The organism is Sporosarcina sp. P12(2017) (assembly GCF_002743035.1).
In the GTDB taxonomy this organism is placed as follows: domain Bacteria; phylum Bacillota; class Bacilli; order Bacillales_A; family Planococcaceae; genus Sporosarcina; species Sporosarcina ureae.
The window spans coordinates 17,751-43,048 of sequence record NZ_PDYL01000007.1; the positions used below are offsets into that span (position 1 = coordinate 17,751).

Annotated in this window: 23 protein-coding genes; 20 read left to right on the forward strand and 3 right to left on the reverse strand. The window is 46.1% G+C overall.

The window, feature by feature from the left end:
• Nucleotides 1-14 precede the first annotated feature (14 nt).
• Nucleotides 15-1,535: a succinyl-CoA:acetate CoA-transferase ScpC gene (locus CSV80_RS06955; RefSeq protein WP_099670223.1), complete on the reverse strand. Its 1,521-nt coding sequence runs from the start codon at nucleotides 1,533-1,535 to the stop codon at nucleotides 15-17.
• 419 nt (nucleotides 1,536-1,954) lie between these two features.
• Here CSV80_RS06955 and CSV80_RS06960 point away from each other — a divergent pair, with 419 nt between their 5' ends.
• Genes CSV80_RS06960 through CSV80_RS07010 form a run of 11 tightly spaced genes read left to right on the forward strand, consistent with a single transcriptional unit; the run spans nucleotide 1,955 to nucleotide 14,399 of the window.
• The gene (locus CSV80_RS06960; protein ID WP_099670224.1) at nucleotides 1,955-5,629 is read left to right on the forward strand and encodes a nitrate reductase subunit alpha; all 3,675 of its coding nucleotides are present in this window, start codon (nucleotides 1,955-1,957) and stop codon (nucleotides 5,627-5,629) included.
• Nucleotides 5,619-7,235: a nitrate reductase subunit beta gene (gene narH / locus CSV80_RS06965; protein ID WP_099670225.1), complete on the forward strand. Its 1,617-nt coding sequence runs from the start codon at nucleotides 5,619-5,621 to the stop codon at nucleotides 7,233-7,235. Before CSV80_RS06960 ends, narH begins: the two co-directional genes overlap by 11 nt.
• Nucleotides 7,228-7,797, forward strand: coding sequence for a nitrate reductase molybdenum cofactor assembly chaperone (gene narJ, locus CSV80_RS06970; protein WP_099670226.1), 570 nt, complete (start codon nucleotides 7,228-7,230; stop codon nucleotides 7,795-7,797). The genes narH and narJ overlap by 8 nt, the downstream gene beginning before the upstream one ends.
• Complete coding sequence (narI, locus tag CSV80_RS06975; RefSeq protein WP_029053562.1) at nucleotides 7,790-8,485, forward strand: respiratory nitrate reductase subunit gamma; 696 nt, start codon at nucleotides 7,790-7,792, stop codon at nucleotides 8,483-8,485. Before narJ ends, narI begins: the two co-directional genes overlap by 8 nt.
• Before the next feature lie 29 nt (nucleotides 8,486-8,514).
• Nucleotides 8,515-8,994, forward strand: a complete 480-nt coding sequence (locus CSV80_RS06980; RefSeq protein ID WP_099670227.1) for a GAF domain-containing protein — start codon at nucleotides 8,515-8,517, stop codon at nucleotides 8,992-8,994.
• A complete protein-coding gene (locus tag CSV80_RS06985; RefSeq protein ID WP_099670228.1) occupies nucleotides 8,975-10,057 on the forward strand; it encodes a sensor histidine kinase in 1,083 nt (360 codons plus the stop codon). Before CSV80_RS06980 ends, CSV80_RS06985 begins: the two co-directional genes overlap by 20 nt.
• A complete protein-coding gene (locus CSV80_RS06990) occupies nucleotides 10,038-10,688 on the forward strand; it encodes a response regulator (RefSeq protein ID WP_099670229.1) in 651 nt (216 codons plus the stop codon). Before CSV80_RS06985 ends, CSV80_RS06990 begins: the two co-directional genes overlap by 20 nt.
• A 15-nt stretch (nucleotides 10,689-10,703) precedes the next feature.
• Nucleotides 10,704-11,237 carry a hemerythrin domain-containing protein gene (locus CSV80_RS06995; protein WP_099670230.1) on the forward strand — a complete coding sequence of 178 codons (534 nt, stop codon included), beginning with the start codon at nucleotides 10,704-10,706 and terminating at the stop codon, nucleotides 11,235-11,237.
• Between the two features lie 57 nt (nucleotides 11,238-11,294).
• Complete coding sequence (locus CSV80_RS07000) at nucleotides 11,295-12,806, forward strand: MFS transporter (RefSeq protein WP_099670231.1); 1,512 nt, start codon at nucleotides 11,295-11,297, stop codon at nucleotides 12,804-12,806.
• Between the two features lie 42 nt (nucleotides 12,807-12,848).
• Complete coding sequence (locus CSV80_RS07005) at nucleotides 12,849-13,868, forward strand: ThiF family adenylyltransferase (RefSeq protein ID WP_099670232.1); 1,020 nt, start codon at nucleotides 12,849-12,851, stop codon at nucleotides 13,866-13,868.
• A gap of 12 nt (nucleotides 13,869-13,880) precedes the next feature.
• Nucleotides 13,881-14,399 carry a MogA/MoaB family molybdenum cofactor biosynthesis protein gene (locus CSV80_RS07010; protein ID WP_099670233.1) on the forward strand — a complete coding sequence of 173 codons (519 nt, stop codon included), beginning with the start codon at nucleotides 13,881-13,883 and terminating at the stop codon, nucleotides 14,397-14,399.
• 364 nt (nucleotides 14,400-14,763) lie between these two features.
• Here CSV80_RS07010 and moaC read toward each other — a convergent pair whose 3' ends face one another.
• A complete protein-coding gene (moaC, locus tag CSV80_RS07015) occupies nucleotides 14,764-15,255 on the reverse strand; it encodes a cyclic pyranopterin monophosphate synthase MoaC (protein WP_099670234.1) in 492 nt (163 codons plus the stop codon).
• A gap of 66 nt (nucleotides 15,256-15,321) precedes the next feature.
• On the opposite strand from moaC, the gene CSV80_RS07020 reads away from it, so the two are divergent.
• From CSV80_RS07020 to CSV80_RS07050, 7 genes are read left to right on the forward strand one after another with little or no spacing between them, the layout of a single operon-like run.
• On the forward strand, nucleotides 15,322-16,578 hold the full coding sequence (locus tag CSV80_RS07020) for a molybdopterin molybdotransferase MoeA (protein WP_099670235.1): 1,257 nt from the start codon (nucleotides 15,322-15,324) through the stop codon (nucleotides 16,576-16,578).
• On the forward strand, nucleotides 16,575-17,045 hold the full coding sequence (mobB, locus tag CSV80_RS07025) for a molybdopterin-guanine dinucleotide biosynthesis protein B (protein ID WP_158231870.1): 471 nt from the start codon (nucleotides 16,575-16,577) through the stop codon (nucleotides 17,043-17,045). The genes CSV80_RS07020 and mobB overlap by 4 nt, the downstream gene beginning before the upstream one ends.
• Entirely contained in the window at nucleotides 17,042-17,488 is a 447-nt protein-coding gene (locus tag CSV80_RS07030) for a molybdenum cofactor biosynthesis protein MoaE (RefSeq protein ID WP_099670237.1), read from the forward strand. The genes mobB and CSV80_RS07030 overlap by 4 nt, the downstream gene beginning before the upstream one ends.
• On the forward strand, nucleotides 17,485-17,718 hold the full coding sequence (moaD, locus tag CSV80_RS07035) for a molybdopterin converting factor subunit 1 (RefSeq protein WP_029053550.1): 234 nt from the start codon (nucleotides 17,485-17,487) through the stop codon (nucleotides 17,716-17,718). Before CSV80_RS07030 ends, moaD begins: the two co-directional genes overlap by 4 nt.
• Nucleotides 17,715-18,284 carry a molybdenum cofactor guanylyltransferase gene (gene mobA, locus CSV80_RS07040; RefSeq protein WP_099670238.1) on the forward strand — a complete coding sequence of 190 codons (570 nt, stop codon included), beginning with the start codon at nucleotides 17,715-17,717 and terminating at the stop codon, nucleotides 18,282-18,284. Before moaD ends, mobA begins: the two co-directional genes overlap by 4 nt.
• Before the next feature lie 5 nt (nucleotides 18,285-18,289).
• Nucleotides 18,290-19,300, forward strand: coding sequence for a GTP 3',8-cyclase MoaA (gene moaA, locus CSV80_RS07045; RefSeq protein ID WP_099670239.1), 1,011 nt, complete (start codon nucleotides 18,290-18,292; stop codon nucleotides 19,298-19,300).
• 13 nt (nucleotides 19,301-19,313) lie between these two features.
• Complete coding sequence (locus CSV80_RS07050; RefSeq protein WP_099670240.1) at nucleotides 19,314-20,279, forward strand: 2-hydroxyacid dehydrogenase; 966 nt, start codon at nucleotides 19,314-19,316, stop codon at nucleotides 20,277-20,279.
• Between the two features lie 356 nt (nucleotides 20,280-20,635).
• Here the strand turns inward: CSV80_RS07050 and CSV80_RS07055 are convergent, their stop codons facing one another.
• Nucleotides 20,636-21,517: a TetR/AcrR family transcriptional regulator gene (locus CSV80_RS07055; RefSeq protein WP_099670241.1), complete on the reverse strand. Its 882-nt coding sequence runs from the start codon at nucleotides 21,515-21,517 to the stop codon at nucleotides 20,636-20,638.
• Between the two features lie 173 nt (nucleotides 21,518-21,690).
• On the opposite strand from CSV80_RS07055, the gene CSV80_RS07060 reads away from it, so the two are divergent.
• On the forward strand, nucleotides 21,691-23,193 hold the full coding sequence (locus tag CSV80_RS07060; RefSeq protein ID WP_099670242.1) for an MDR family MFS transporter: 1,503 nt from the start codon (nucleotides 21,691-21,693) through the stop codon (nucleotides 23,191-23,193).
• A 152-nt stretch (nucleotides 23,194-23,345) separates the two neighbouring features.
• The gene (locus CSV80_RS07065; protein WP_143560470.1) at nucleotides 23,346-25,127 is read left to right on the forward strand and encodes a tetratricopeptide repeat protein; all 1,782 of its coding nucleotides are present in this window, start codon (nucleotides 23,346-23,348) and stop codon (nucleotides 25,125-25,127) included.
• The last annotated feature ends 171 nt before the right edge of the window (nucleotides 25,128-25,298 follow it).

Below are 25,298 nucleotides of genomic sequence, written 5' to 3' on the forward strand. Positions count from 1 at the left end.
TCATTCCTATAAAATTACTTCTGAGCTTCTGCAACCTTGTGCATAGTCTTGTTCTTCGCAAGATTCACGTGCCAAGATAGAGCCTCTTCCAAGATGTGTGGAGTTTGTCCGCCCACTTGTTCGCATGCTCTGTTGTAGTAATCGCGAAGCTCTTCCTTGAAATCAGGGTGAGCACAGTTCTCGATCAACAACTCCGCTTTTTGTCTTGGAGCCAAGCCGCGAAGATCCGCGTAGCCTTGTTCCGTAACAATTACGTCTACGTCGTGCTCTGTGTGGTCCACGTGAGAAGAGAAAGGTACGATAGATGACACGTCTCCGCCTTTTGCGTAAGACTTTGTAACGAAAATCGCGATGCGTGCGTTACGAGCGAAGTCACCAGATCCACCGATACCGTTCATCATACGTGTACCGCTAACATGTGTAGAGTTCACGTTTCCGTAGATGTCTAGCTCAAGCGCTGTGTTGAATGAAATGATACCCAAACGACGGATTACTTCCGGGTGGTTTGAGATTTCTTGTGGACGGAATACAAGCTTATCGCGGTATTTAGCGATATCGTCTTTGAAGCTGTCCAAACGTTTCTTAGATAGAGTCAATGAAGTAGCAGAAGCAAATTTCACTACGCCGTCATCGATCAAGTCGAAGATTGCGTCTTGAAGTACTTCAGAATATACTTCGATATCTTTAAACTCGGAAGTTCTCATACCGTCAAGTACTGCGTTCGCAACTGAACCAACACCTGATTGAAGAGGCATTAGCGTTTCATCCATACGGCCCAATTTGATCTCGTCACGGAAGAAGTTCAACAAGTTGTTTGCGATCTCTTGTGTCTCTTCGTCTGGAGGAACGATCGGGGAAGGGATATCACCTTTCTCTGTAAGTACGATTCCGACAACTTTTTCAGGGTCTACTTTGATTCCAGGAGTACCGATTTTATCTGTAGCGCTGTAGACAGGGATTTCTTTACGTTGGTTTTGAGCATCTGGGATGTAGATGTCATGTAAGCCTTCAAACTCCATAGGCGCGTTGACGTTCAATTCGATGATGACATGCTTCGCTTCTTGAACGAAAATGGGAGAGTTACCAACAGAACCGGTCGGAATAATTGAACCGTCTTCTGTAATAGCTGCTGCCTCGATGATTGCATAGTCAACGGGTCCAATTACGCCTTGGCGAATCCATTCAGATGTATGGGAAAGGTGCTGGTCGATGTAGAATGAGTCACCTGAGTTGATTTTGCCTCGCATTGCCGGGTTGCCTTGATAAGGTACACGTAGATTGATTATATCTGCATTGGCCATCAATTCATCAACGTTCGGGCCCATAGAAGCGCCAGTGAAAACGTTTACTTTAAAGTCCTCAGTTTTTCCTCGTTCTGCTAATGCCAATGGTACGGCTTTCGCGTCTCCGGACAAAGTAAATCCGCTCAGACCTAGAGACATTCCATCCTCGATCCAAGACGCTGCTTCTTCTGCTGTAACAATTTTGTCTTTCAGTGCTTCACAACGAAGTACCTTATTTAATTCGTTTGCCACGGTATCATCCACCTTACCTTTCATTTTGTATATAATTCTATCATTTATATAAATAAAATCAACTTAATATTATGAGAACTATACTAATTTTTCCACTCATTCAAGAAAAAACTTAAAATTATGAAAACTACAGATTAAATACATTAGCCGTCATAGAATGTTTTCCCTACACAGAAATTAAGACAAGGGATCTGTGAAATGAGAATAGGGAATTCCCCCATAGGAATTACTAAGAAAACACCTATACTTGTATAGTATATAGATATTTTATGAGAGTTAGTCGAAAAGTCCTGCAATACACAGTAATTAATAGGGAATTCCCTTAGTTTAAATTCAGACTACTTAGTCTATTTGAGGGTAGAAGAGTAATAAGTCTGATTCATTTACTGCTACATTCTGAGAAGGAGTGGAAATGTTCGATGAAAAAGAGATTCGGATTGAATTATTTTAAACCCGTTGAGAGTTATTCTGGAAGTTGGTCAGTGCTAGAAGAGAAAAATCGTGATTGGGAAAACATGTACCGTCAACGCTGGTCGCATGACAAAGTGGTCCGTACGACGCATGGTGTAAACTGTACAGGCTCTTGTAGTTGGAAAGTTTTTGTCAAGAACGGCATCATCACATGGGAAAATCAGCAAATCGATTATCCTTCCTGTGGTCCGGATATGCCTGAATTCGAACCGCGTGGTTGTCCACGTGGCGCATCATTTTCTTGGTATGAATACAGCCCATTGCGCGTGAAGTATCCGTATATACGCGGCAAACTGTGGCGCATGTGGAACGAAGCGTTGGAGGAAACGAAAGATCCTGTAAAAGCATGGACAGCGATTGTTGAAGATCCTGAGAAATCCAATGAATACAAAAAAGCCCGCGGTAAAGGCGGTCACGTTCGGATTCATTGGCGTGATGCGACGATGCTGATTGCGGCACAACTCATCTATACGGTACAAAAATACGGTCCGGATCGCGTGGCAGGATTCACACCGATTCCTGCGATGTCGATGGTCAGTTATGCATCGGGCGCGCGCTTCATTTCATTGCTCGGTGGCGAAATGCTCAGTTTCTACGACTGGTATGCAGATCTACCGCCATCCTCTCCGCAAATCTGGGGTGAGCAGACGGACGTTCCGGAATCGAGTGACTGGTTCAACGCAGGCTATATCATTATGTGGGGCTCTAATGTTCCGCTTACACGGACGCCAGACGCGCACTTCATGACGGAAGTTCGCTATAAAGGGACGAAAGTTGTCTCGGTTGCACCGGATTATGCGGAAAGCGTAGTGCATGCCGACGACTGGATTGGAGCGAACCCTGGAACGGACGCGGCAGTTGCTCAAGCTATGACGCACGTTATTTTGGATGAATTCTATCAGAAACGCAAAGAACCGACATTTATAAACTACGCAAAACAATACACGGACATGCCATTCTTGATTCTGCTGGATCCGCATGAAGATTCATATAAAGCCGGACGTTTCTTGCGTGCAAGCGATCTTGGACAGCAGTCGGCACACGCCGAATGGAAACCCGTACTATTTGATGAAGCGAAAGATGAAATCATAGTTCCAAACGGCACGATGGGGCAGCGCTGGGAAGAAGAAGTCAAGTGGAATCTGCAACTAGAAAACGCAGATGGCACACGCGTTGAGCCTGCATTATCTATTGAAAAGCAAGCAGAGCAATGGCAAGAAATTCATTTCCCTTACTTCGATAACCGAGGAAATGGCACATTCAAGCGCCCGATCCCCGCGATGAAAGTACAATTTGCAGACGGCACAGAGCGTTTAGTTGCGACAACGTACGATGTCATGCTGAGTCAGTACGGTGTCAACCGGATCGGCAGTGAGCAAGAGGCGACAGGTTATGACGATGTGACTTCTATCTATACACCGGCTTGGCAAGAAGCCATCACGAACGTCAAACCGGAACTCGTTACGCAAATCGCCATGGAGTTTGCACAAAACGCCATCGACACAGGCGGACGTTCAATGATTATTATGGGCGCAGGAATCAATCACTGGTTCAACAGTGATACGATCTACCGTGCGATTCTCAACCTCGTTACGTTGACGGCTTCCCAAGGAGTGAACGGCGGAGGTTGGGCGCATTACGTAGGACAAGAGAAATGTCGTCCAATCGAAGGATGGAGCACGATTGCCTTCGCAAAAGACTGGCAAGGTCCACCACGTCTGCAAAACGCCACATCATTCTTCTACTTTGCGACGGACCAATGGAAGTACGAAGAAGCGGGGACAGATACACTTATGTCGCCACTTGGTGGAGAAGCGAGATACCAGCATCCGGCAGACTATAACGTACTCGCGGCGCGACTCGGCTGGTTGCCATCTTATCCTCAGTTCAATAAAAATAGTTTATTGCTCGTGGAAGAAGCGGCGAAGCTTGGGAAGACGGATACAAAAGAAGTCGTTTCGCATGTCGTGGATCAATTGAAATCCGGTGAATTACAATTCGCAGCAGAAGATCCAGGAGCACCGGAAAATTTCCCGCGTTCATTATTTGTTTGGCGTTCGAATTTGATCTCCAGTTCTGCAAAAGGACAAGAGTACTTCATGCGGCACTTACTCGGTGCTTCAGACGGCTTGCTTGCGACACCGAACGAAGAGATGAAACCGAAAGAAATGGTCTGGCGCGATGATGTAGAAGGCAAGCTCGATCTATTAGTAGCGCTCGATTTCCGTATGACCGCGACGCCACTTTATGCAGATCTCGTGCTCCCAGCTGCGACATGGTATGAAAAAGTGGATTTATCTTCAACCGATATGCATCCATTTGTCCATCCATTTAATCCGGCAGTTAACCCATTATGGGAATCCAAATCAGACTGGGACATTTATCGCGAAATCGCAAAAACGTTCTCGACACTGGCGGAAACGCATTTGCCAGGCGTCTATAAAGACTTAGTCACATCTCCGTTAGCGCATGACTCGGTTCAGGAAATTGCTCAGCCGATGGGCGAGGTGCATGACTGGAGTAAAGGTGAAATCGAAGCCATTCCGGGCAAAACGATGCCGGGTATGACAATCGTAGAGCGTGACTTTACGAAGATCTATGATAAATACATTACGCTCGGGCCTTTATTATCCACAGGGAAAACGGGCGCACACGGTGTCAGTTTCTCAGTAGCGGATGAATATGAAATGATGAAAGGGATCAACGGTATTTATGATGATGATACCGTGAAAGACGGCTTGCCTAAATTGTATACAGCGAAACATGCAGCAGAAGCGATGTTAACATTGTCTTCCGCAACAAACGGCCGCGTGTCACAACGTGCATTTGAAGCAGCAGAACACGACACGGGCGTGGAATTGAAAGATATTTCGGCAGACCGCGCAGCCGAGCGATTCACATTTGCAGGTATTACCGCGCAGCCGCGTGAAGTCATTCCAACACCGGTCTTCAGTGGTTCGAATAAACTCGGTAGACGCTACTCGCCATTCACGACGAATATCGAACGTCTCGTACCATTCCGAACATTGACGGGCAGGCAGCATTTCTACGTCGATCACGAATTATTCCTTGGGTTCGGCGAAGCATTGCCGGTCTATAAACCAACGCTTCCGCCATTCGTCTTTGCGGACCGCGATGCAGAAGTTAAAGGCGGACAAGATGCACTCGTTCTTCGTTATTTAACGCCCCACGGCAAATGGAATATTCACTCGACATACCAGGACAATCAGCATATGCTGACGTTGTTCCGTGGTGGTCCGACTGTATGGTTATCGAATCTCGATGCAGAAGAGCACGGAATCGACGACAATGCTTGGCTCGAAGTGTATAACCGAAACGGTGTCGTCAATGCACGTGCCGTTGTCAGTCACAGAATGCCTAAAGGTACGATGTTTATGTACCACGCACAGGATAAGCATATTCAGATGCCAGGTTCGGAAATCACCGAGCAACGCGGAGGAAGCCATAATGCGCCAACGCGAATTCACATGAAGCCGACTCAAATGGTGGGTGGCTATGCCCAACTCAGTTATGGATTCAACTACTACGGACCGATCGGTAATCAACGTGATGTCTACGTCGCAGTCCGTAAGATGAAGGAGGTCAACTGGCTTGAAAATTAAAGCGCAAGTTGCAATGGTAATGAACTTAGACAAGTGTATTGGGTGTCATACGTGTAGTGTGACGTGTAAAACGACATGGACGAACCGCGAAGGTGCCGAGTATATGTGGTTCAATAACGTAGAAACGAAACCGGGGATTGGTTACCCGAAACGCTGGGAAGACCAGGAACTTTACAAGGGTGGCTGGCAGTTGCGAAAGGGTAAGTTGGAATTGAAATCTGGTTCTAAACTGTCGAAAGTCGCACTGGGTAAAATCTTTTATAATCCGGATATGCCTGAAATGAAAGATTACTATGAGCCATGGACGTACGACTATGAAAAACTGACGTCCGCACCGGATCGAGAACATACACCGGTTGCACGTGCAAAGTCTGTAGTCACAGGCGAATACATGGATCCAGAGTGGGGTCCGAACTGGGAAGATCAGTTAGCTGGTGCACATATTACAGGACCGACTGATCCAAATATTGAGAAAATCGAAGAAGAAATAAAATTCAACTTTGAGCAAGCGTTCATGATGTACTTGCCACGACTATGTGAACACTGTTTGAACCCGAGTTGTGTAGCCTCTTGTCCGTCAGGCGCAATGTACAAGCGTGACGAAGATGGAATCGTTCTTGTCGACCAAGAAGCATGTCGCGGATGGCGTTACTGCATGACGGGTTGTCCGTACAAGAAAGTGTACTTCAACTGGAAAACGAATAAAGCGGAAAAATGTACATTCTGTTTTCCGCGCGTGGAATCCGGTTTGCCGACAGTTTGTTCCGAGACATGCACAGGTCGAATCCGCTACCTAGGTGTCTTGCTTTACGATGCAGACCGCGTGCAAGAAGCCGCATCTACACCGGATCCGAAAGACTTGTACCAAGCACAATGTGATTTGTTCCTAGATCCACATGATCCGGAAATTATCGAACAAGCAATCAAAGACGGTATTTCTGAAGACTGGATCGAAGCCGCACAAAATTCACCGGTGTATAAGTTAGCGATTGAGTATAAACTGGCCTTCCCATTGCACCCGGAATACCGGACATTGCCAATGGTATGGTACGTTCCGCCGCTTAGCCCGATCATGAACTACTTTGAAGGGAAAGATTCCATCAAAAATCCGGACATGATTTTCCCAGCTATTGAAGAAATGCGAATTCCGCTTCAGTATTTGGCGAATATGCTAACGGCTGGAGATGTGGATATCGTTAAAGGAGGCTTGCAGCGTATGGCTATGATGCGTTCGTATATGCGTGCGGTTTCTTCAGGCAAGGACTTCGACGAATCCAAACTAGAGCGTGTCGGATTGACTGCCAAACAGACGAAGCAGATGTATCGCTTGCTTGCTATTGCCAAATACGAAGATCGTTTCGTGATCCCCACATCTCATAAGGAAAGTCAGATGAACGTCTACCGCTCACAAGGTTCAGCAGGTTATGACGGCATGGGCACATACGGCGAACAAGCACCTGCCCAAAATCCGTATTCCTCATTCTCCGTAATGGGGTCAGACGGAGGGTGTGACGGGTGCGGACCTGTAACACCGGGAGCAGCACCAGTGAAAACGGGCAAGCAAATCTACGAAGAGAATTTCTATGGGGGGATCTGGCGTGATTAATCTTGATCTCTTATATGAGAAGAAGCATATCTTCGGCTTTTTCTCCCATCAACTGAACTACCCGGAAAAGCTGACATTCCATCCAGATATGTGGAATGAGTATGTAACAGAAGATGCTGCAGGTTATGAAGACCTGCAGCTGTATTGGCAAACGATGCAAACGTACAGTTTGGATGAAATACAAGAGATGTACACCTACACATTCGATTTCCAAAAAGACGCTACGCTGTTCATGACCTATGTGAAGTTTGCGGACTCGAAGGAGCGTGGTCAGACGCTAGCACAGTTAAAAGTGTTATACGAAATGTTCGGGCTCGAAATGCCGGATGAAGAACTATCTGACTTGCTTCCGTTAATGTGTGAATTTATTTATGCAGCTGAATGGAAGGGAGATCCGCGAGCGCAACAGAGCTTTTCGATGTTGCTCGCAGTCATCGAGGACGGTTCGTACTTTCTAATGAAAGCACTTGAAAAGTATGAAAGTCCGTGGCTACATTTGATCCGTGCACTGCGTGAAACATGTAAATCATGTATTCAACGGGAGGTTTCCGCTAATGACTAGTCAATTTCTATGGGTCATTTTTCCTTACATCTGTATCGCAGTATTTATTGTAGGACATATTTTCCGCTATAAGAGCGATCAATTCGGCTGGACCGCGAAGTCGAGTGAATTTATTGAAAAGAAGCAATTGATGATTGGGAGTTTGTTGTTCCACATCGGAATCTTTCCTGTGATTTTAGGTCATGTGGCGGGACTTGGAATTCCGAAAGAGTGGACGCGGGCAATGGGTATTAGCGATCACATGTACCACATCGGCGCCGTGTGGGGTGGCGGATTCTTTGGTGTGATGACGCTAGCCGGAATGATTATTCTGACGTCACGTCGCTTCACAAAGAAAAATGTTCGCAAGTTATCTTCGAGATCGGATTTAATCGTCAATACCTTTTTGCTGTTTATCGTGTTCATTGGGGTATACAGCTCATTGATCACGAACACGATGACGCCAGGATTTGATTACCGTGATACGATTTCGGTCTGGTTCAGATCCTTGCTACTTTTCCAGCCAGAAGCTGCCTATATGGCATCTGTTCCAATTGCGTTCAAGCTTCATGTTGTAACTGGCTTCCTGATTTTTGCAATGTGGCCATTTACGCGACTCGTTCACGTCTGGAGTGTGCCATTGAATTATGTAGGTAGAAGTTATATCCTATATAGAAAACATCAGCCCACCAAACAATCACCTCGGTAAGCGAATGATGAATAATAGGAGATTAAGCTATGACGGGACAAGCAAATAGTAATTTCCAACTGGCGATCGACAATTTGAAAGAAACGCTTCATGCGGATTTCATTGGCTTAGCGTTAGTGGATTTGAAGAAATATCATCACGACTTTAGATGGCGATATGTAACGGGGAATATAAGTTTACGCTATCGTAGAATCGTCCTTCAATCAGGAAAAGGTGTGGCAGGAATTGTTTTCAAGACAGGAAAGCCAATGAATATCGAGAACGTAGACGTAAGTGTGATGGATGGAGATCTCTATAACTATCCAATTGTCGTATTTGAAAAGCTGAGAAGTTTTGGTGCGATACCATTATTCCTTGATGATCATGTGCAAGGCGTGCTTTTGATTGGCTATCGTGAAGCGGACCGGTTAACGGCTGACAAGTTTGAGCAATTCAAGCATGCGGTAGGACCTCAATTCGGACCGTTTCACATGAAGGAGCGATTGAAAGATGACTTTATTGGACAATGACCAACTAACCACTATGCTGCACAAACTATATGATCGTACGACAGAAGCGATGTTCTTTTTCGGCGCGAACGGCGAGATTCTATCGATGAATGAAGCGGCGAAAGAAATTATAGAACCCGCTCTCTATGAAAAGATGCTGCAAGGCGAGGCTGACGCGATGTGTCTCACATGCCGCGGCTTCACGAGTGAAGACGAACAGATGACGTGTGTCTCGTGTTTCATGGAGAAACCACAACAAACCTTATCTTCATTCCAACTCTATTTGGAGACGAAAGATCTTGGCTTGCAACCATACAGCGCAACGTATCAGGTGTTGGATAAAGACAACCACGTGTCCATGTTGATGTTGCGTAATTTAACACGGCAAACCGAGACGTCCGAAATTCTCCACCAAAAATTGCGCATGCAACAAGTCATTTTGGCGCAGGAAAATGAACGCAAAAGAATTTCACGCGAGTTGCATGACAGTGTAGCGCAGGAGATGCTCAGTTCACTCGTCGATCTGCGCGTATTGAAATATATGGGTATGAACGATAAGGCGCTTGAGAAGTTGCGTCAAACTGAAGGTTCGTTGATGCGCTTACTTGATGAGATCCGTCATCTATCTGTCGAACTGCGACCGGCTGTACTCGATGATTTCGGATTAGAAGCTGCTTTCCGAACGCACATCAAGAATCTTGAAAAGAATTACGGACTGTATGTTCATTTCGAATCCGATTTGAGGGAACGTCGTTATGAAGGCGCAATTGAAACGGTTGCGTATCGTATTGGCCAGGAAGCAATTCTCAACTCCATGAAATATGCCCAAGTAGAAGATGTCTTTTTAACATTGAGCGAAGCAGATGGCCAGCTGCAAATAGAAGTATTTGATGAAGGTGTTGGCTTTGATGTCAATGACTTCACACCGCAAGGCACGGGCCTCGGTCTCTATGGTATGAAAGAACGAGTGGAACTAGTAGATGGTAATTTGACGATCAATTCTAGTCGGCAAGAAGGCACGACAGTCCAAGCAACTATTCCACTGAAGAAGGAGAGAGCAACAAGTGAAAATCATAATAGCTGATGATCATGCAGTCGTCCGCACAGGATTCATGCATATATTGAATTTCCAAGACGATATGGAAGTCGTAGCAACAGCGGCAGATGGATTGGAAGCGTATGAACTAGTTGCGAAGCACAGACCGGATATTATTTTACTGGATCTTAGCATGCCTCCTGGCCAAAGTGGATTGATTACGACAGGCAAAATTCATGAAGATTTCCCAGAAACAAAAATCGTCATTTTAACGATGTACGATGACGAGGAGTATATGTTTCATGTACTAAAAAACGGTGCAGCGGGTTATATTTTGAAAAATGCTCCTGATGAAGAATTGCTACACGCCATTCGTGAAGTATACGACGGCGGGACGTATGTTCACCCGTCCATGGCTACGTCGCTTGTCAGGGAGTTTGTGAAGAAAGGAACGAAAGAGGCAGATGAAGATGATCCGTTCAAGATTTTATCTAAACGCGAAATCGAGATTCTGCCGCTTGTTGCTAAAGGTTACGGTAATAAGGAAATTGCAGAAATGCTTTATATTTCCGTCAAGACTGTAGAAGCGCATAAAGCGAAAATGATGGACAAGTTGCAATTGAAGAGTCGTCCGGAACTCGTCGAATACGCGCTGCGCAAGAAATTTTTAAATTTCTAAATGAAGGGGTGAAGGATGTTGGTCAATACAGGACTTACGCATACGCTACCTGCATTACGCGTGCTCGAAAATGAACATCGTTTCCTGACATCTTTAATGGAGCAGTGGCATGCGATCGTACTGGATTTTGAGAATGATAGATTCACGCGTGACGAAGGCCTCGAAGCGCTCAAGCGATTGCGCGTGCTAGTCGTCGAATTCATTGATCCGCTAAAGAATCATACGGAAAAGGAAGAAGCATTCCTGTTTCCAATGCTCGCGAAATATGTGGGCAGTGATCAAGGACCGGTTCAAGCTGTGCAAGAAGAACACGACGAGATCGATGCGTTTATCGGACATTTCCTTCATCACACAAGAGGGGATCTATCGGAATTTACACTCGCTATGATGCAAGACGTCGTAAAAGACGCAGGCGAGGCGTTTGAAGTGATCATGATTCACTTTGTAAAAGAAGAAAACGTCATTTTTCCAATGGTTCTATCGGTCTTACTTGCCAAAGAGCAAGATGAATTATTCGACCAATTATACACGTCAATTCTACCGGATTAACAAACAATGAAAGAAATGGGTTAGCATTGCTACTAATTTCAGATTGGATGGATTCCTATGACACAAAAGATTCAGTTGCCTCTACAAACGGCAAATCTAGTTGTCGGCTTCATGGTGTGGGTACTGATTTCTTCCTTGCTACCATTTATTAGCGAAGATATCAACATTCCACCAGAGCGTGTGGCCATCATCACAGCAATCCCTGTAGTACTCGGTTCAATTTTGCGAATTCCACTCGGCTACTACGCCAATGTTTATGGCGCACGTATGATGTTTTTCATCAGTTTCATCGTATTGCTATTTCCTGTCTACTACATAAGCGAAACATCAACAGTGACAGGGCTTTTGATTGGCGGTACGTTACTTGGGATAGGGGGCGCGATTTTCTCTGTTGGTGTTACGTCGCTACCGAAGTATTATCCTAAAGAAAAGCACGGACTGGTCAATGGTATTTACGGAATGGGGAACATCGGGACAGCAATCACGACGTTTGCAGCACCCGTACTCGCTATGAAGTTTGGTTGGTCGTTGACTGTCAAAATGTACTTAATTTTACTGCTTGCGTTCATCGCAATGAACTTCTTCTTCGGTGACCGTAAAGAAGTAAAAGTGAAAGCACCCATTGTCGAGCAAATTAAAGGCGTTTATAAGAATGAGAAACTTTGGTTCTTCTCGTTGTTTTATTTCATCACATTCGGATCATTCGTTGCGTTTACCGTGTTCTTGCCGAGTTTTCTCGTCAATTACTTTGAACTAGAAAAGGTCGACGCAGGACTTCGTACAGCCGGCTTCATCATCGTCGCGACGTTATTGCGTCCAGTCGGTGGTTGGTTAGGCGATAAATTCCAGCCGTTATTCTTATTAATGGGTTGTTTCGCAGGTTTGACAATTTCGTCTATCGTCCTGGCATTTTCACCGGGTATCGAACTGTACACAGTCGGCAGTATTATGATTGCAGCAGCTGCGGGACTCGGAAATGGTGTTATTTTTAAACTAGTACCGATGTATTTCAGTAAGCAAGCAGGTACAGTGAACGGTATTGTATCGATGATGGGTGGTCTTGGTGGATTTTTCCCTCCATTATTACTCGCAACGATCTTCTCCATGACAGGTTCTTATTCAATTGGCTTCATGGCGTTTTCACAAGTATCATTAGCCAGTCTTGTGTTGGCTTTCTGGCTCTACTATATGGATCGTACGAGCTTGTCTAAAGAAGTATTTGATTCGACTGGGCAAGGTATTCTCGTGACCAATTCAAAGGGGCTAATTGTTTCGGTCAATCCGGCATTTACGAAACTAACAGGTTATAGTGAAGAGGAAGTACTCGGTAAGAGTCCGAACATCTTAAGTTCAGGCAGACATGCCCGAGATTACTACAATGATATGTGGCGCACTATTAATGAACAAGGCGAATGGCAAGGTGAAATTTGGAATAAGAAAAAGAACGGCGAAGAGTATCTGGAGTTCCTTTCCATCAGTTCAGTAAAAGATGGAACAGGCGATGTCGTTCGCTATGTTGGTTCATTCAGTGATATTAGTCCAGACGTAAACGTAGGCAATCGGTCTTAACCGATTGCCTCGCTTGTGGTTTAATGAAAGGAAGTAGATCCAGTGGAGAATCGTTATTCAAGGCAAACATTATTTCAACCTATTGGCACGTCGGGACAGCGGCAACTATCAAACGCACATGCGGTAATTATAGGCTGTGGCGCACTCGGTTCTTCGATTTCCGAAACGCTCGTACGCGCGGGAATCGGCAAAATAACGCTCGCAGACCGCGATTATGTTGAAGCATCCAATTTGCAGAGGCAACAATTATTTGTCGAAGCAGATGCGAAAAATAGTGTGCCAAAAGTGGTGGCAGCAGCGCGCCGCTTGCATGCTATTCGTGAAGACGTGGACATTACAACTGTGCTCGATCATATCGACGGACCGTTGCTCGAAGAAATGGCGGTCGGCGCGGATATCCTACTCGATGCAACTGATAATTTTGAAACGCGTTTGCTAATCAATGACGTCGCATGGAAACTGAATATCCCTTGGGTCTACGGCGCAGTCGTGAGCAGTTCAGGCAGCGTCTTTCCTTTCATTCCAAGCAAGACCCCGTGTTTCCGCTGTCTACTACCGGTCATGCCGGCAGTCAATGAAACATGTGATACAGTAGGGGTAATTGCGCCCGCTGTACAGATTTCGGCTGCACATCAAAGTGCGGAAGCGATGAAATGGCTAACAGGGAATGAAGAGGCCATGCGCACAAAACTTCTGCATTTTGATGTGTGGAATAATACATCAGTGGAAGCAGGAATTAGTCGGATGAAGAACCCGCAATGCGAAACATGTGGTGAACATCCGACGTACCCTGCGTTGCATCAAGCAGCGGGAACGCAATACGCCGTGCTATGCGGACGCGATACTGTGCAAATCATACCGGATGCAGGACGTAAATTGACGGTGACAGACGGTGTGAAAGTCGCGCAACAACTAGGGTCGAAGTACCGGGAAACGCCGTTTTTCGTAGAGTTTCAAGCGGAAGGCTATCGCTGTATTTTATTCGGCAACGGCAGACTATTAATTCATGGACTGAAAGATATGCGAGAAGGACGAAAAATCTATCATTCATTATTCGGCTAGGAGGAATAGCAAATGGAAGAAGCTCATTTACCAAAGAAAGCGCGAGACAAATCGATTGCGGTCGCTGTGCTGACCATCAGTGATACGCGGACGAAAGCGGACGACAAGAGCGGCAAGGTGATTTGCGACAAGCTGGTTGAAGCTGGCCATACTGTGAAGGCGTATAAAATTTGCTCGGATGAAGCGGCACACATTGTAGAGCAATTGTCCGCTTGGTCGTCCGATTCATCCATTCAGGCAATGATTTTCACAGGCGGAACGGGGATTGGCGCACGGGATATTACAGTGGAAACCGTGTCACCTTATTTCACGAAGCCGTTAGACGGTTTTGGCGAACTGTTTCGCTTTTTGAGTTATACCGAAGACGTGGGATCGAAAGCATTGCTCAGTCGCGCGGCGGCTGGCGGAGTTGGCTTACAGGCCGTGTTTTTATTGCCGGGCTCTTCGAAGGCAGTGACGCTGGCAATGGATAAGCTGATCGTGCCGGAGTTGCCGCATATTGTGCATGAGTTGGGGAAGCATTTGGAGTGAGAGTATGAGCGGCTGCGTGTGTTGATAGAGCGGTTGGCGTGGGGGAATGAGCGTTTGCGTGTGTTGATAGAGCGGTTAGGTTGGAAGTATGAGCGGCTACGCGTGCTGATAGAGCGGTTAGCGTGAGAGTATGAGCGTTTGCGTGTGTTGAGCGGTTGGCGTGGGAGTATGAGCGCTTACGCGTGCTGATAGAGCGCCTAGCGTGATAGTATGAGCGCTTACGCGGCCTGATAGAGCGGATAGCATGAAAGTATGAGCGCTTACGCAGTCCAATAGAGCGCTCAAGCCACTTCATTGAGCGCCACACCACGCCACTCCAATCAGCACTACACCCACCAAACCCAATTAAAAAAACGCGCGACATTTAGTCCGCGCGTTGATAATCTCCATTCTTTCCACCTGATTTATGCTGTAGCATCGTCGGTCCGATGACCATATCTTTGCCGGCAGCTTTACACATATCGTAAATTGTCAATGCGGCGGCAGAAGCGGCAGTCAAAGCTTCCATTTCGACGCCGGTTACGCCTTTCGTTTTGACTTCGGCTTGGATGAGCACGTTATAATGGGAAGATTCTTCATCGATCTCCCAATCAAATCGGACATCAACACCCGTTAAAGGGAGTGGATGGCACATTGGAATGATAGTGGACGTATTTTTCGCGGCCATAATGGCGGCGACTTGCGCGACGGCGAAGACGTCTCCTTTTTTATTTGTGCCATGCGTAATTTGCTCGTGAATCGATTGGTTGACGAGGATGGACGTTGTTGCGATCGCTGTACGTAGTGTAGTTTCTTTTTCGGACACGTCGACCATTTTGGCGCGACCTTGTTCATTGAAGTGTGTAAGTTCGGACATGATGATCACCCTTTCGTTTCATTTCATTGTACTAGTTAGTATAACAAAAGAAAGTAGGAGATGTGCGTGGTAGAAATTCGAAAACCGATTCAAGTGGCGGAAGCTGTGGAGCGTGTGATGAAACATGTACATAAGCTTCGGACGGAAGTTCTTCCGTTAGAAGATACATATGGTCGAGTGCTGGCAGAGCCGATCGTAGCGAAGCATGATGTGCCGCCTTTTGATCGTTCGCCGTATGATGGATTTGCGATCCGTGCGGAAGATTCGACGGGTGCTTCGGGTGATACAAGAAAAGCCTTCCGTGTGATTGGGGAAATTGGTGCAGGGCATGTAGCGGATCGTCCGATTGAGTCAGGCGAATCGTTCCGTATTATGACAGGCGCATTGATTCCGGAACAGGCAGACGCAGTCGTCATGCTGGAGCAAACGATGGAAAACGACGATGGATTTACGCTGCGAAAGTCATTTGAAGCGGGCGAAAATATTTCGCGTCAAGGAGAAGATGCCAAACAAGGTGAGGTATTGATCGAAGCAGGAACGGTTATTCATCCAGGAACAATTGCGCTGCTTGCGACATTTGGCTATGCGGAAGTGCGTGTCGCGAAACGGCCGATTGCTGGGGTGCTGTCGACAGGAACTGAATTGCTAGATGTCGCTGATGAACTTGAGCCAGGGAAGATCCGCAATTCAAATGGGCCGATGATTCGTGCGCAGTTGAAGCGAATGGGGATTACATATACGTCGTACGGCATGATGGAAGACGATTTGGATGCATGTACTGAAATCGTCGAGAAAGCACTTCAAGAGACAGACTTACTTATTACGACGGGCGGTGTGTCGGTCGGAGATTATGATTATCTGCCGGTAATCTATGAACGTCTCGGTGCGGAAGTATTGTTCAATAAAGTGGCGATGCGCCCGGGCAGTGTGACGACGGTGGCGGTTTTAGGGGATAAATTATTATTCGGTCTATCAGGTAATCCTTCTGCTTGCTTCACAGGATTTGAATTGTTCGCGCGTCCTGCCATTTACTCGATGATGGGCTGTACAGCGCCTTATATGCCGCGTATTCAAGCGGTTCTGGGTGAAGACTTCAAGAAAGCGAACCCTTTCATGCGTTTCGTTCGTGCTAGCTGGTCGATGACAAATGAAGGCATCGTTGCAACGCCTGCAGGTTTCAATAAATCTAGCGCCGTGTCTTCTATTGCGCGGGGGAACTGTATCATCGTCTTGCCAAGCGGAACGCGCGGCTTTGAAAAAGGGATGGTAGTGGACGTATTATTGCTAGGAACGGAACAAGGTGTGGAGCGTTGGGAACTGTGAAGACGCTACATGTTGTCGGCTTCAAAAACAGTGGGAAAACGACGCTTGTTTCGCATTGGATTACCGTGCTGAAACGTCTTGGTTGCGAAGTTGCCGTGCTAAAACATCATGGACATGGCGGCGCGCCTGAACTGCCGCCAGCGCATACCGATACGGTGCAATTCTTAGAATTTGGAGCTGTCTCTACTCTTGTGGCAGGCGGCGATATGATACAATTGATACAAAATAAAGAACGTTCATTTGAACAACTAAAGGCATTGGCCGCATCTAGTGAGCCAGATGTTTTATTAATAGAAGGATATAAACAAGAAGCTGGTGAAAAAGTGGTTCTCATCCGAAATGAAGAGGAACGGCAAGAGTTGGAGTCGTTGCCTGGAATTATTCGGACGGTGAAAACAGCCGAGTTGTTCGAAGACATCACACGGCTCGACGACTGGCTGCAAGAATGGGTGGAGGCGAGACAATGAAACGTTATGAAATCATAGACACACCGATTGATGTGCAGAAATACAGTGATCTGGTCTTGCATCCGGCAGCGGGTGCAGTGACGGTATTCACGGGACATGTACGCGAGTGGACGCATGGTGTTCGCACATTGTATCTCGCGTATGAAGCCTACGTACCGATGGCGGAAAAGAAACTTGCTGAAATCGGTGCCGAGATGGAAGCGAAGTGGCCGGGAGTCGAGGTCGCTATGGCGCATCGGATTGGTGAGTTGAAAATATCGGACATTGCTGTAGTGATTGCGGTATCGTCACCTCACAGAAAAGAAGCGTATGAAGCGAATGAATATGCAATCGAGCGTATTAAAGAAGTCGTACCAATTTGGAAGAAGGAAATCTGGGAAGATGGCGAAGAATGGATCGGTGCACAGAAGAAATATCCAGAGAAAGGGAGCGAATCACAATGATTACAGTTCATTACTTTGCGAGGCTACGGGAGTTGACAGGTAAAGGTGAAGAGTCTTTGGATCGTGCGCCTTTGACGGTGGAAGAATTGCTGAACTGGGCGGAAGAAACGTATCCGGGTTTCGGTAAAGAGACGATCCATGTGGCGGTGAATGAAGAGTATGCCTTAAAAGATGATGTCATTCAAGCAGGGGATGTCTGCGCGTTCATTCCACCAGTGAGTGGCGGATGAAGACGGTCGGTGTGTTACTGGCAGGTGGCCAATCGCGACGTTTCGGCTCACCGAAAGCATTCGCGACGCATGAAGGCCACTCGTTCTATCATTATTCATTAGAAGCATTGCGGCCGATTTGCGATAAGATCGTCGTCGTGACGCGTCCTGAATTTCAAGAACAGTTTCCGGACAGCGTTCATGTGACGACGGATCTTGCGTCGTATGCGGGAATGGGGCCTCTTGCAGGGATTTTATCCGCAATGGAATTAATGGAAGCAGACCGCTACGTCGTGTTGCCTTGTGACATGCCGTTTATAGAAGCGGATATCATGGAAAGATTGCTTGAATTGCATGATGGGGATATTTCATCTGTCACGGTAGAAGGCAAGCGACATCCACTCGTTTCGGTTTGGAATGCGACTGTCAAACCGACGATCAAACAAGCGTTACGCGATGGCAATCGTCGGGTGATGCATGTGCAAGGCCAACATAAGGGTCAGTGGATTGAAGGTGCTTTATTAACCAATACGCCCGAAATAGCTTTTAAAAATGTCAACACGCCATGTGAACTGGAAAGGGGTTGAAGAAGATGAATGCCATTGTAGATCAACTCGGACGCCCGATTCGGGATTTGCGGATTTCTGTAACGGACCGCTGTAATTTCCGCTGTACGTACTGCATGCCGAAAGAAGTATTTGGTGATGATTTTGTATTTTTAGCCAAAAATGAATTGCTATCGTTTGAGGAATTGGAACGCTTGGCTCGAATATTTGCTCAGTTAGGAGTTAAGAAACTGCGTTTGACAGGCGGTGAACCGCTAATGCGTCGCAATTTACCCGAGTTGATACAGAAGCTTCACGACATCGAAGGGATCGAAGACATCGGACTGACAACCAATGCAGTGCTGCTCGGTCAATACGCGCAACCGCTTTACGACGCTGGATTGCGCCGTCTGAACATCAGTTTAGATGCACTTGACCCAGAACTGTTCGGCCAGATCAACGGCCGTGGCATTTCACCTGCACTCGTTCTCAAAAATATTCAAAAGGCACAAGACATCGGTTTTACGATTAAAGTGAATATGGTCGTCCAAAAAGGTGTCAATGAAAGCGAAATACTCCCAATGGCTACGTATTTCAAAGAACGCGGCATCACATTGCGCTACATCGAGTTCATGGATGTCGGCAATGACAATGGCTGGAGCTTCAAAAAAGTGGTCACGAAGAAAGAAATCTATGACATGCTAGCTGCTGAATTTGACATGGAGCCTGCGGAAGAAGACTATTATGGAGAAGTCGCAAAACGCTATCGCTATATAGGAACGAATGCACAAGTCGGCTTCATTACATCGGTTTCAGAGTCGTTTTGTTCAACGTGTACACGTTCTCGTCTATCATCCGAAGGGAAACTATACACGTGTCTCTTCGCGTCTGACGGCTTTGATCTACGGGAATTAATTCGTTCGGGTAAAACCGACGAAGAATTATACGAAGTGATTGCCAACGTGTGGAGAGGTAGAAAAGACCGCTATTCCGATGAACGTACGGAGCAAACTGTGAAGAACCGTAAGAAAATTAATATGAACTATATCGGTGGCTAAAGGAGTGTTGTACATGAAACCAACAGTATATATTTGTCGAGAGATGCCGGAAGAAATGATCGCACCAGTACGCGAGCACTACGAAGTACGTATGTGGGAATCAACGAGTGAAGCTGTTCCTCGTGATGTGTTGCTAAAAGAAGTGGCTGATGCGGATGCACTATGGACCGTCATCTCCGATCAAATCGATGAAGAAGTGCTTAACGCAGCTCCTAAATTACAATTAATCGTCAATATGGCAGTGGGCTATAACAATATCGATGTCAAAGCTGCGGTGGCACGGAATATTATCGTAACGAATACACCGGATGTACTATCAGAAACGACGGCAGATTTGGCGTTTGCTTTATTGATGGCAACGGCCCGTGATTTGATTGGCGCAGAGAACACGTTGCGCGAAGGGCGTTGGACGTCATGGGAGCCGCTTGGTTTTACAGGAACGGATGTGTACGGGGCTACACTTGGTATCGTCGGAATGGGCCGGATCGGTGAAGCGGTGATGAAACGTGCGAAAGGGTTCGATATGGACGTGCTGTATCATAATCGTAACCGCAAGTCCGAAATGGAAGACATGTATGGCTGTCGTTATGCCGAGCTTCCGGATTTGCTGGCGTCGTCCGATTTTGTACTGATTTTGGTGCCGTATAGTGAAGAGACAAAGGGAATGATCGGTGCGGAGCAGTTGTCTCAGATGAAAGAGACGGGTATTTTGATCAATGTTGCGCGTGGCGGGATTGTGGATGAAGACGCGTTGTTTGATGCGCTACGCACGAAGAAGATTCATGCGGCAGGGCTAGATGTGTTTGAGACGGAGCCTGTTCCGCTCGATCATCCGTTGTTGACGTTGCCGAATTTGACGGTGTTGCCGCATATTGGCAGTGCTTCGGTGAAGACGCGCAAGGCGATGATGAAGCTGAACGTGGACGCGTTGCTTGCGTTTGCGCTAGGGGAAGAGCCTAATCATCAGGTTCGTGGTTAGTTATTATTGATTGGATAGTACTGAGGTGGGGGCACCGTTGATCGACGTTCCAGGCGGACGTTCCGGAGGGCCCGCGGTGAGCCCACTAGTCGCTGTGCTCCTTTAGTGGTCTCACCTGATCGGGCTGATCCTCCCGGAGTCGCCGCCTTCCACTTACGATCAACTAGTTTATTCCATTATCTATACCGACGTGTAAAGGTTTCCCCACACTACACGAGCGACAATAACCTCCAGTGCTGAAGTAGGTTTCAATATGTAATACACACAAATCTCTAAATTACTTGCACCTATTTTCAACAATTAAAAAAGAGACTAGCAAAGTCATGCTTGGCGACTTTGCTAGTCTCTTTTTGTTCTTATTGAGATTTATTGATGAACAACCAAACCGCTGCGGATAGTTCGATTGCTCGTAGCTGCAGTTCGGAGCCTTCGAAGGCTTCGCGGAATGAGCGTACGACGGATTCAAGTAAATAGAGTCGAGGTTGATCAGATGATAACTCGTCTAATAAAAAATGGCTGTATAACGTTCGTTGACTTTCTTCTTCTGGTAACTGGCTGATGAATTTTTGCAAACTCTCGATCAGTACTTCGCGTGTCATAGGGTAAAAATCTGCAGCCGTTAACATGTCTTCTAGCAAGTTTTGCGACAGGAAGTGTGCGTCTCGTTTTATGATGTCTGGCACGATAACTTCCATTCGTTGCATGACGAACTCGACTAGTTTCATCGTATCGATGCGCTCTGTAGTGGAACTTTTCCAGACGTTGAGTGCGTGTTGGATGAAGCCGAAAAGCAGCGATGCGCAATCATAGGAGTAAGGTTTTATTTCTTCGCCGTAGACGTTAACAAGTCGTTTCGCGATCCATGCCAGTTCCCGGAAATGCATCTGTTTGACGAATTGACGTAGCTCGTCATCGGGGGAATGAACGATAGTTTCAAACAACGGTAGCAAGTTTTGTTCCCGGTTCATCGTTAAACGAATTTCAATTTGTGCAGAAAGCAGGGCGGGGTCTGTAAGATCTTTACCGATCGCCAGCTCATTTCTTCGTAAGTAACTTATATAATAGGCGTCGCGCAAGATTGCCATTAGACATTCGTTTTTAGAAGAAAAGTAATTATAGAACGTTCCCTTTGAAATTTGCGCTGCATCCAAAATGTCTTGAATGGATGTCGAGTGAAAGCCTTTGTCGATGAATAATTTTTTTGCGATAAGTAATACGTGCTTTTTACGGTCGTTCATAGATAATCACCTGTTATTTGAATTTTTTATACTGCATGTATACTTCATATACTATTCTTAAAACATTGTTATATCAAGCTTTTAATTCTCTCGAAATTTATTAGTTGTAATAAATGTACTAGCGGTATAAAATATAAATCTGACATATTTTATACATGTTATAGGAGGATAAAATGGTGGAATCAGTAGAAATTAAAAAAATGCATGAGAAACCGCCTTATGGCATCATTGCTATATTGTTCATTGGTGCATTTGTTGCGATCTTGAATAATACTTTGTTGAATATCGCATTACCGGTCATTATGGAAGAGTTTTCGATTACGCCATCGGCCGTTCAGTGGTTGACGACCGGTTATATGCTGGTCAACGGGATTATGATTCCGGCAAGTGCGTTTTTCATACAGAAGTTTACCAATAGAAGGATCTTCATTACAGCGATGGTGCTTTTCTCGTTAGGGACGTTTATTGCGATCATCGCGCCGACATTCTCTTTACTAGTAGTCGCACGTATGATTCAAGCATCTGGCTCAGCACTGATGATGCCGTTGTTAATGAATGTTATGTTGACAGCATTCCCAATCGAAAAACGGGGAGCGGCACTTGGTATGTTCGGTCTGGTAATGTTCACGGCACCAGCGATCGGACCCACGTTGTCTGGCTGGGTAGTTGAACATTATTCGTGGCGTACATTGTTTGAGATTGTCTTGCCGATTTCATTGCTGACACTGATTCTTGCTATTTTCAAACTCAAGAATATTACGCCGAATCGTGATGTACGCATTAATTTCTTCTCGTTAGTCTTATCGACGATTGGTTTCGGCGGTTTGCTATACGGCTTCAGTTCTGCAGGTGAAAAGGGTTGGAGTTCTCCAATTGTCTATGGCATGATTGCGCTAGGTACCGTTTCGCTCGTATGGTTTATTCTAAGACAATTACGTATGAAAGAGCCGTTGCTTGATTTTCGAATTTACAAGTACCCGATGTTTGCACTCGCTTCCGTCATATCCATGGTGATAGCAGTAGCGATGTTTTCCGGAATGATTTTGACACCGTTATATGTACAAAATGTTCGGGGTATTTCACCGCTAGATGCAGGATTGCTGATGTTGCCAGGTGCAGTGTTAATGGGTATCATGTCGCCGATTACAGGTCGCTTATTCGATAAATACGGTCCGCGTGCCCTAGTCTATACGGGACTGACTATTTCGGTATTCACGACGTATTTACTGAGCCAATTGCAGATGGATACAGGTTATTATTATTTGATGGGCGTATATACATTCCGGATGTTTGGCTTGTCGATGGTCATGATGCCGGTTATGACAAACGGAATGAACTCGTTGCCGATGATCTCGAATCCACATGGTACCGCAATGAATAACACATTGCAGCAAGTATCTGGTGCTATTGGTTCGGCATTGTTATTGACACTCATGACAAAACGGTTGGATGCATCGGCAGTGGCACAAGCAAAGGATTTGGCCGCGTCTGGAGTCGATGTGTCCACTATGACAGAAGAGATTGGACGTTTGGCGATGCTCGACGGTGTCAACCACGCGTTCTTCATCTCAACGATTATTACAGCCATTGCATTGATTCTATCGTTATTCATTAAACGGGTCATGCCGCCGACTTCGCCAACTATTGATGAAGTGAAGGAACAGTCTGAAAAGTGAAATAAGGGGTTTCGTATGCTGCTATGCATGCGGAGCTTCTTTTTAGTATGGTATAGTAAAAAGAAAAGGTTGTGTTCGATGTGATAGGGAATAAAGAGAAATGCCCATGCGGAAGCGGGGAAATTGTAGAGAACTGCTGCGGCAAAACAGATATGCCGGGCACAAATACAGTCCAGGAAGAACTGAAGAAAGTATTAAACAGCTACTATGAAACTTCATTGTCTCCTGCTGAGATTCAATCATTGGAAGGATTATTGAAAGAGTGGGCTGGGCGTCTAGGTGAGTGGATGGAAGAAGAGGAACTTGTGACGAATGTCAGCGATTATTATTTCTTCATCGTCCGCAAAGATCTTTGGAGACGCCACCTCGTAAAAGCGCTGAATCGTACGCAAAATAGAGCGGTACGAGCTATTTTGAAGAGCTGGCAGAATGTTTTCATCACGTTCGCGGAAGTGACGAAGGCGGATAAAGAAGTCTACCATATGAAAGAGATTCTTGGGAGTGGCGAATATTTATTGGCGAGAGAAGCAGGCGAGCCTGAAGATGTACGCGCCATCGTTGCCATCGTCCTGGAAGAGATGCGCAATGAAGAGCGCTGGGTCATGCCGATTTCTGCCATCGCAGTGAATGAGCATATGAGCGATGAACTATTGACGCGTGTGCAGGAACTAGCTGAAACGAGTGAAGAAAAGAATAGCTTCGATTTCTTCACGAAGCATCTAGTCGATATTTACGAAGTCGTTTGCAAACTCGACGTTCAGACGTTATCTGACGTAGTCGAGCAGAACTTCACACCATTACAGCGCGAAGTGATAGAAATTCTGGATGCTCAACTCGAAAAGGAAGAGCTATACCCGGGCGCATATGAAATGGTACTGTCCTTGATGGCGTATTACTTTACCGATCAAGATCCGAAGTTCCGTAAGCCGGAAGTACTCGCCGCAGCAGCTTTCCAATTGGCAGTGGACACGAACATGATGCCGAATACGTACACACAAGCGGAAGTAGGGAAACTGTTCGACGTTTCTGTATCTTCATTCCGAAAGCATACGGATATTTTGCTAGAGAAGATTGAAGAACTCGAGAAGATGATGGAGGAAGGGAAGAAGGATGCTGCGTATCCTATTGGAACCAATCCACTTCCATCTGAGCAAATGAATTGGCAAGTGCATATGTTGACGCAAAAGCATAACTTCGATTCGTTTGAAGAAGCACAAGCATACATTCAAGAAGCAATCCAGCAACCGTTCGAGCCGGAAAATCAGCAACAAGAAGCACAGATGCTTTGTTATATGGCATACAATGCCGAAACGATTGAACAGCGACATGACTTCGCAGTAGGTGCGTATGGCGCTGATTCGACGAACGTCGATGCGTTGTTACTTCAGACGGAGCTGACAGATTCGAAGGACGAGCAGGAGAAATTCTTTAAACAAGCTATATTCTCCGGTGAAAAACAGTTTGACAATCGTGCGGAAGATGCGTGGAAGTTCGCACCGAATCGTCCGTATTTACGTAGTTTGCTGCAGTACGGCGTGTGGTTCTATGAGCAAGGCCGTTTTGTTGAAGCGAGTGAGATGTTTATCCGTCTGCTGTCGCTCGACCTCTTCGACCATCAACGTGTACGGTACTTGGCGATTTCTTCGTTGATTCATCAAGGAGAAATTGATCAGGCGGCGCGGGTGTTGGAGGCGACTGAAGAAGTTTCTGAAGGCGATGCAGTGTATTGGTATTTGTCGTGGTTGGTGGAGATGGAGCGTGCGCAAGGTAAGTCTTCGGAGCGTGCTTTGGAGTTGTATGCTAAGGCGGAGCAATTGAATCCACATGTTAGTAAGTTGATGGAGATGGCTGTGGAGAAGATGAGCTATCCGAAGAGTGTTGCGCTAATACCGGGTAGTCATGAGGAAGCGCATTATATTTGGTATTTGTTGTAATGAATGCAGGCCGTCATGGCGAGTTGGAGTTTCCGACTTGCTGTGGCGGTTTTTTTGCGTGATGAAGCTGGTCGTAGTGTTGAGGAGGGGGCTGTGTATCAATACTCCGAGTTTCCGCTCATACTTTCAGCTAAAGCGCTCATACTTCCACGACATCCGCTCATAAATCTT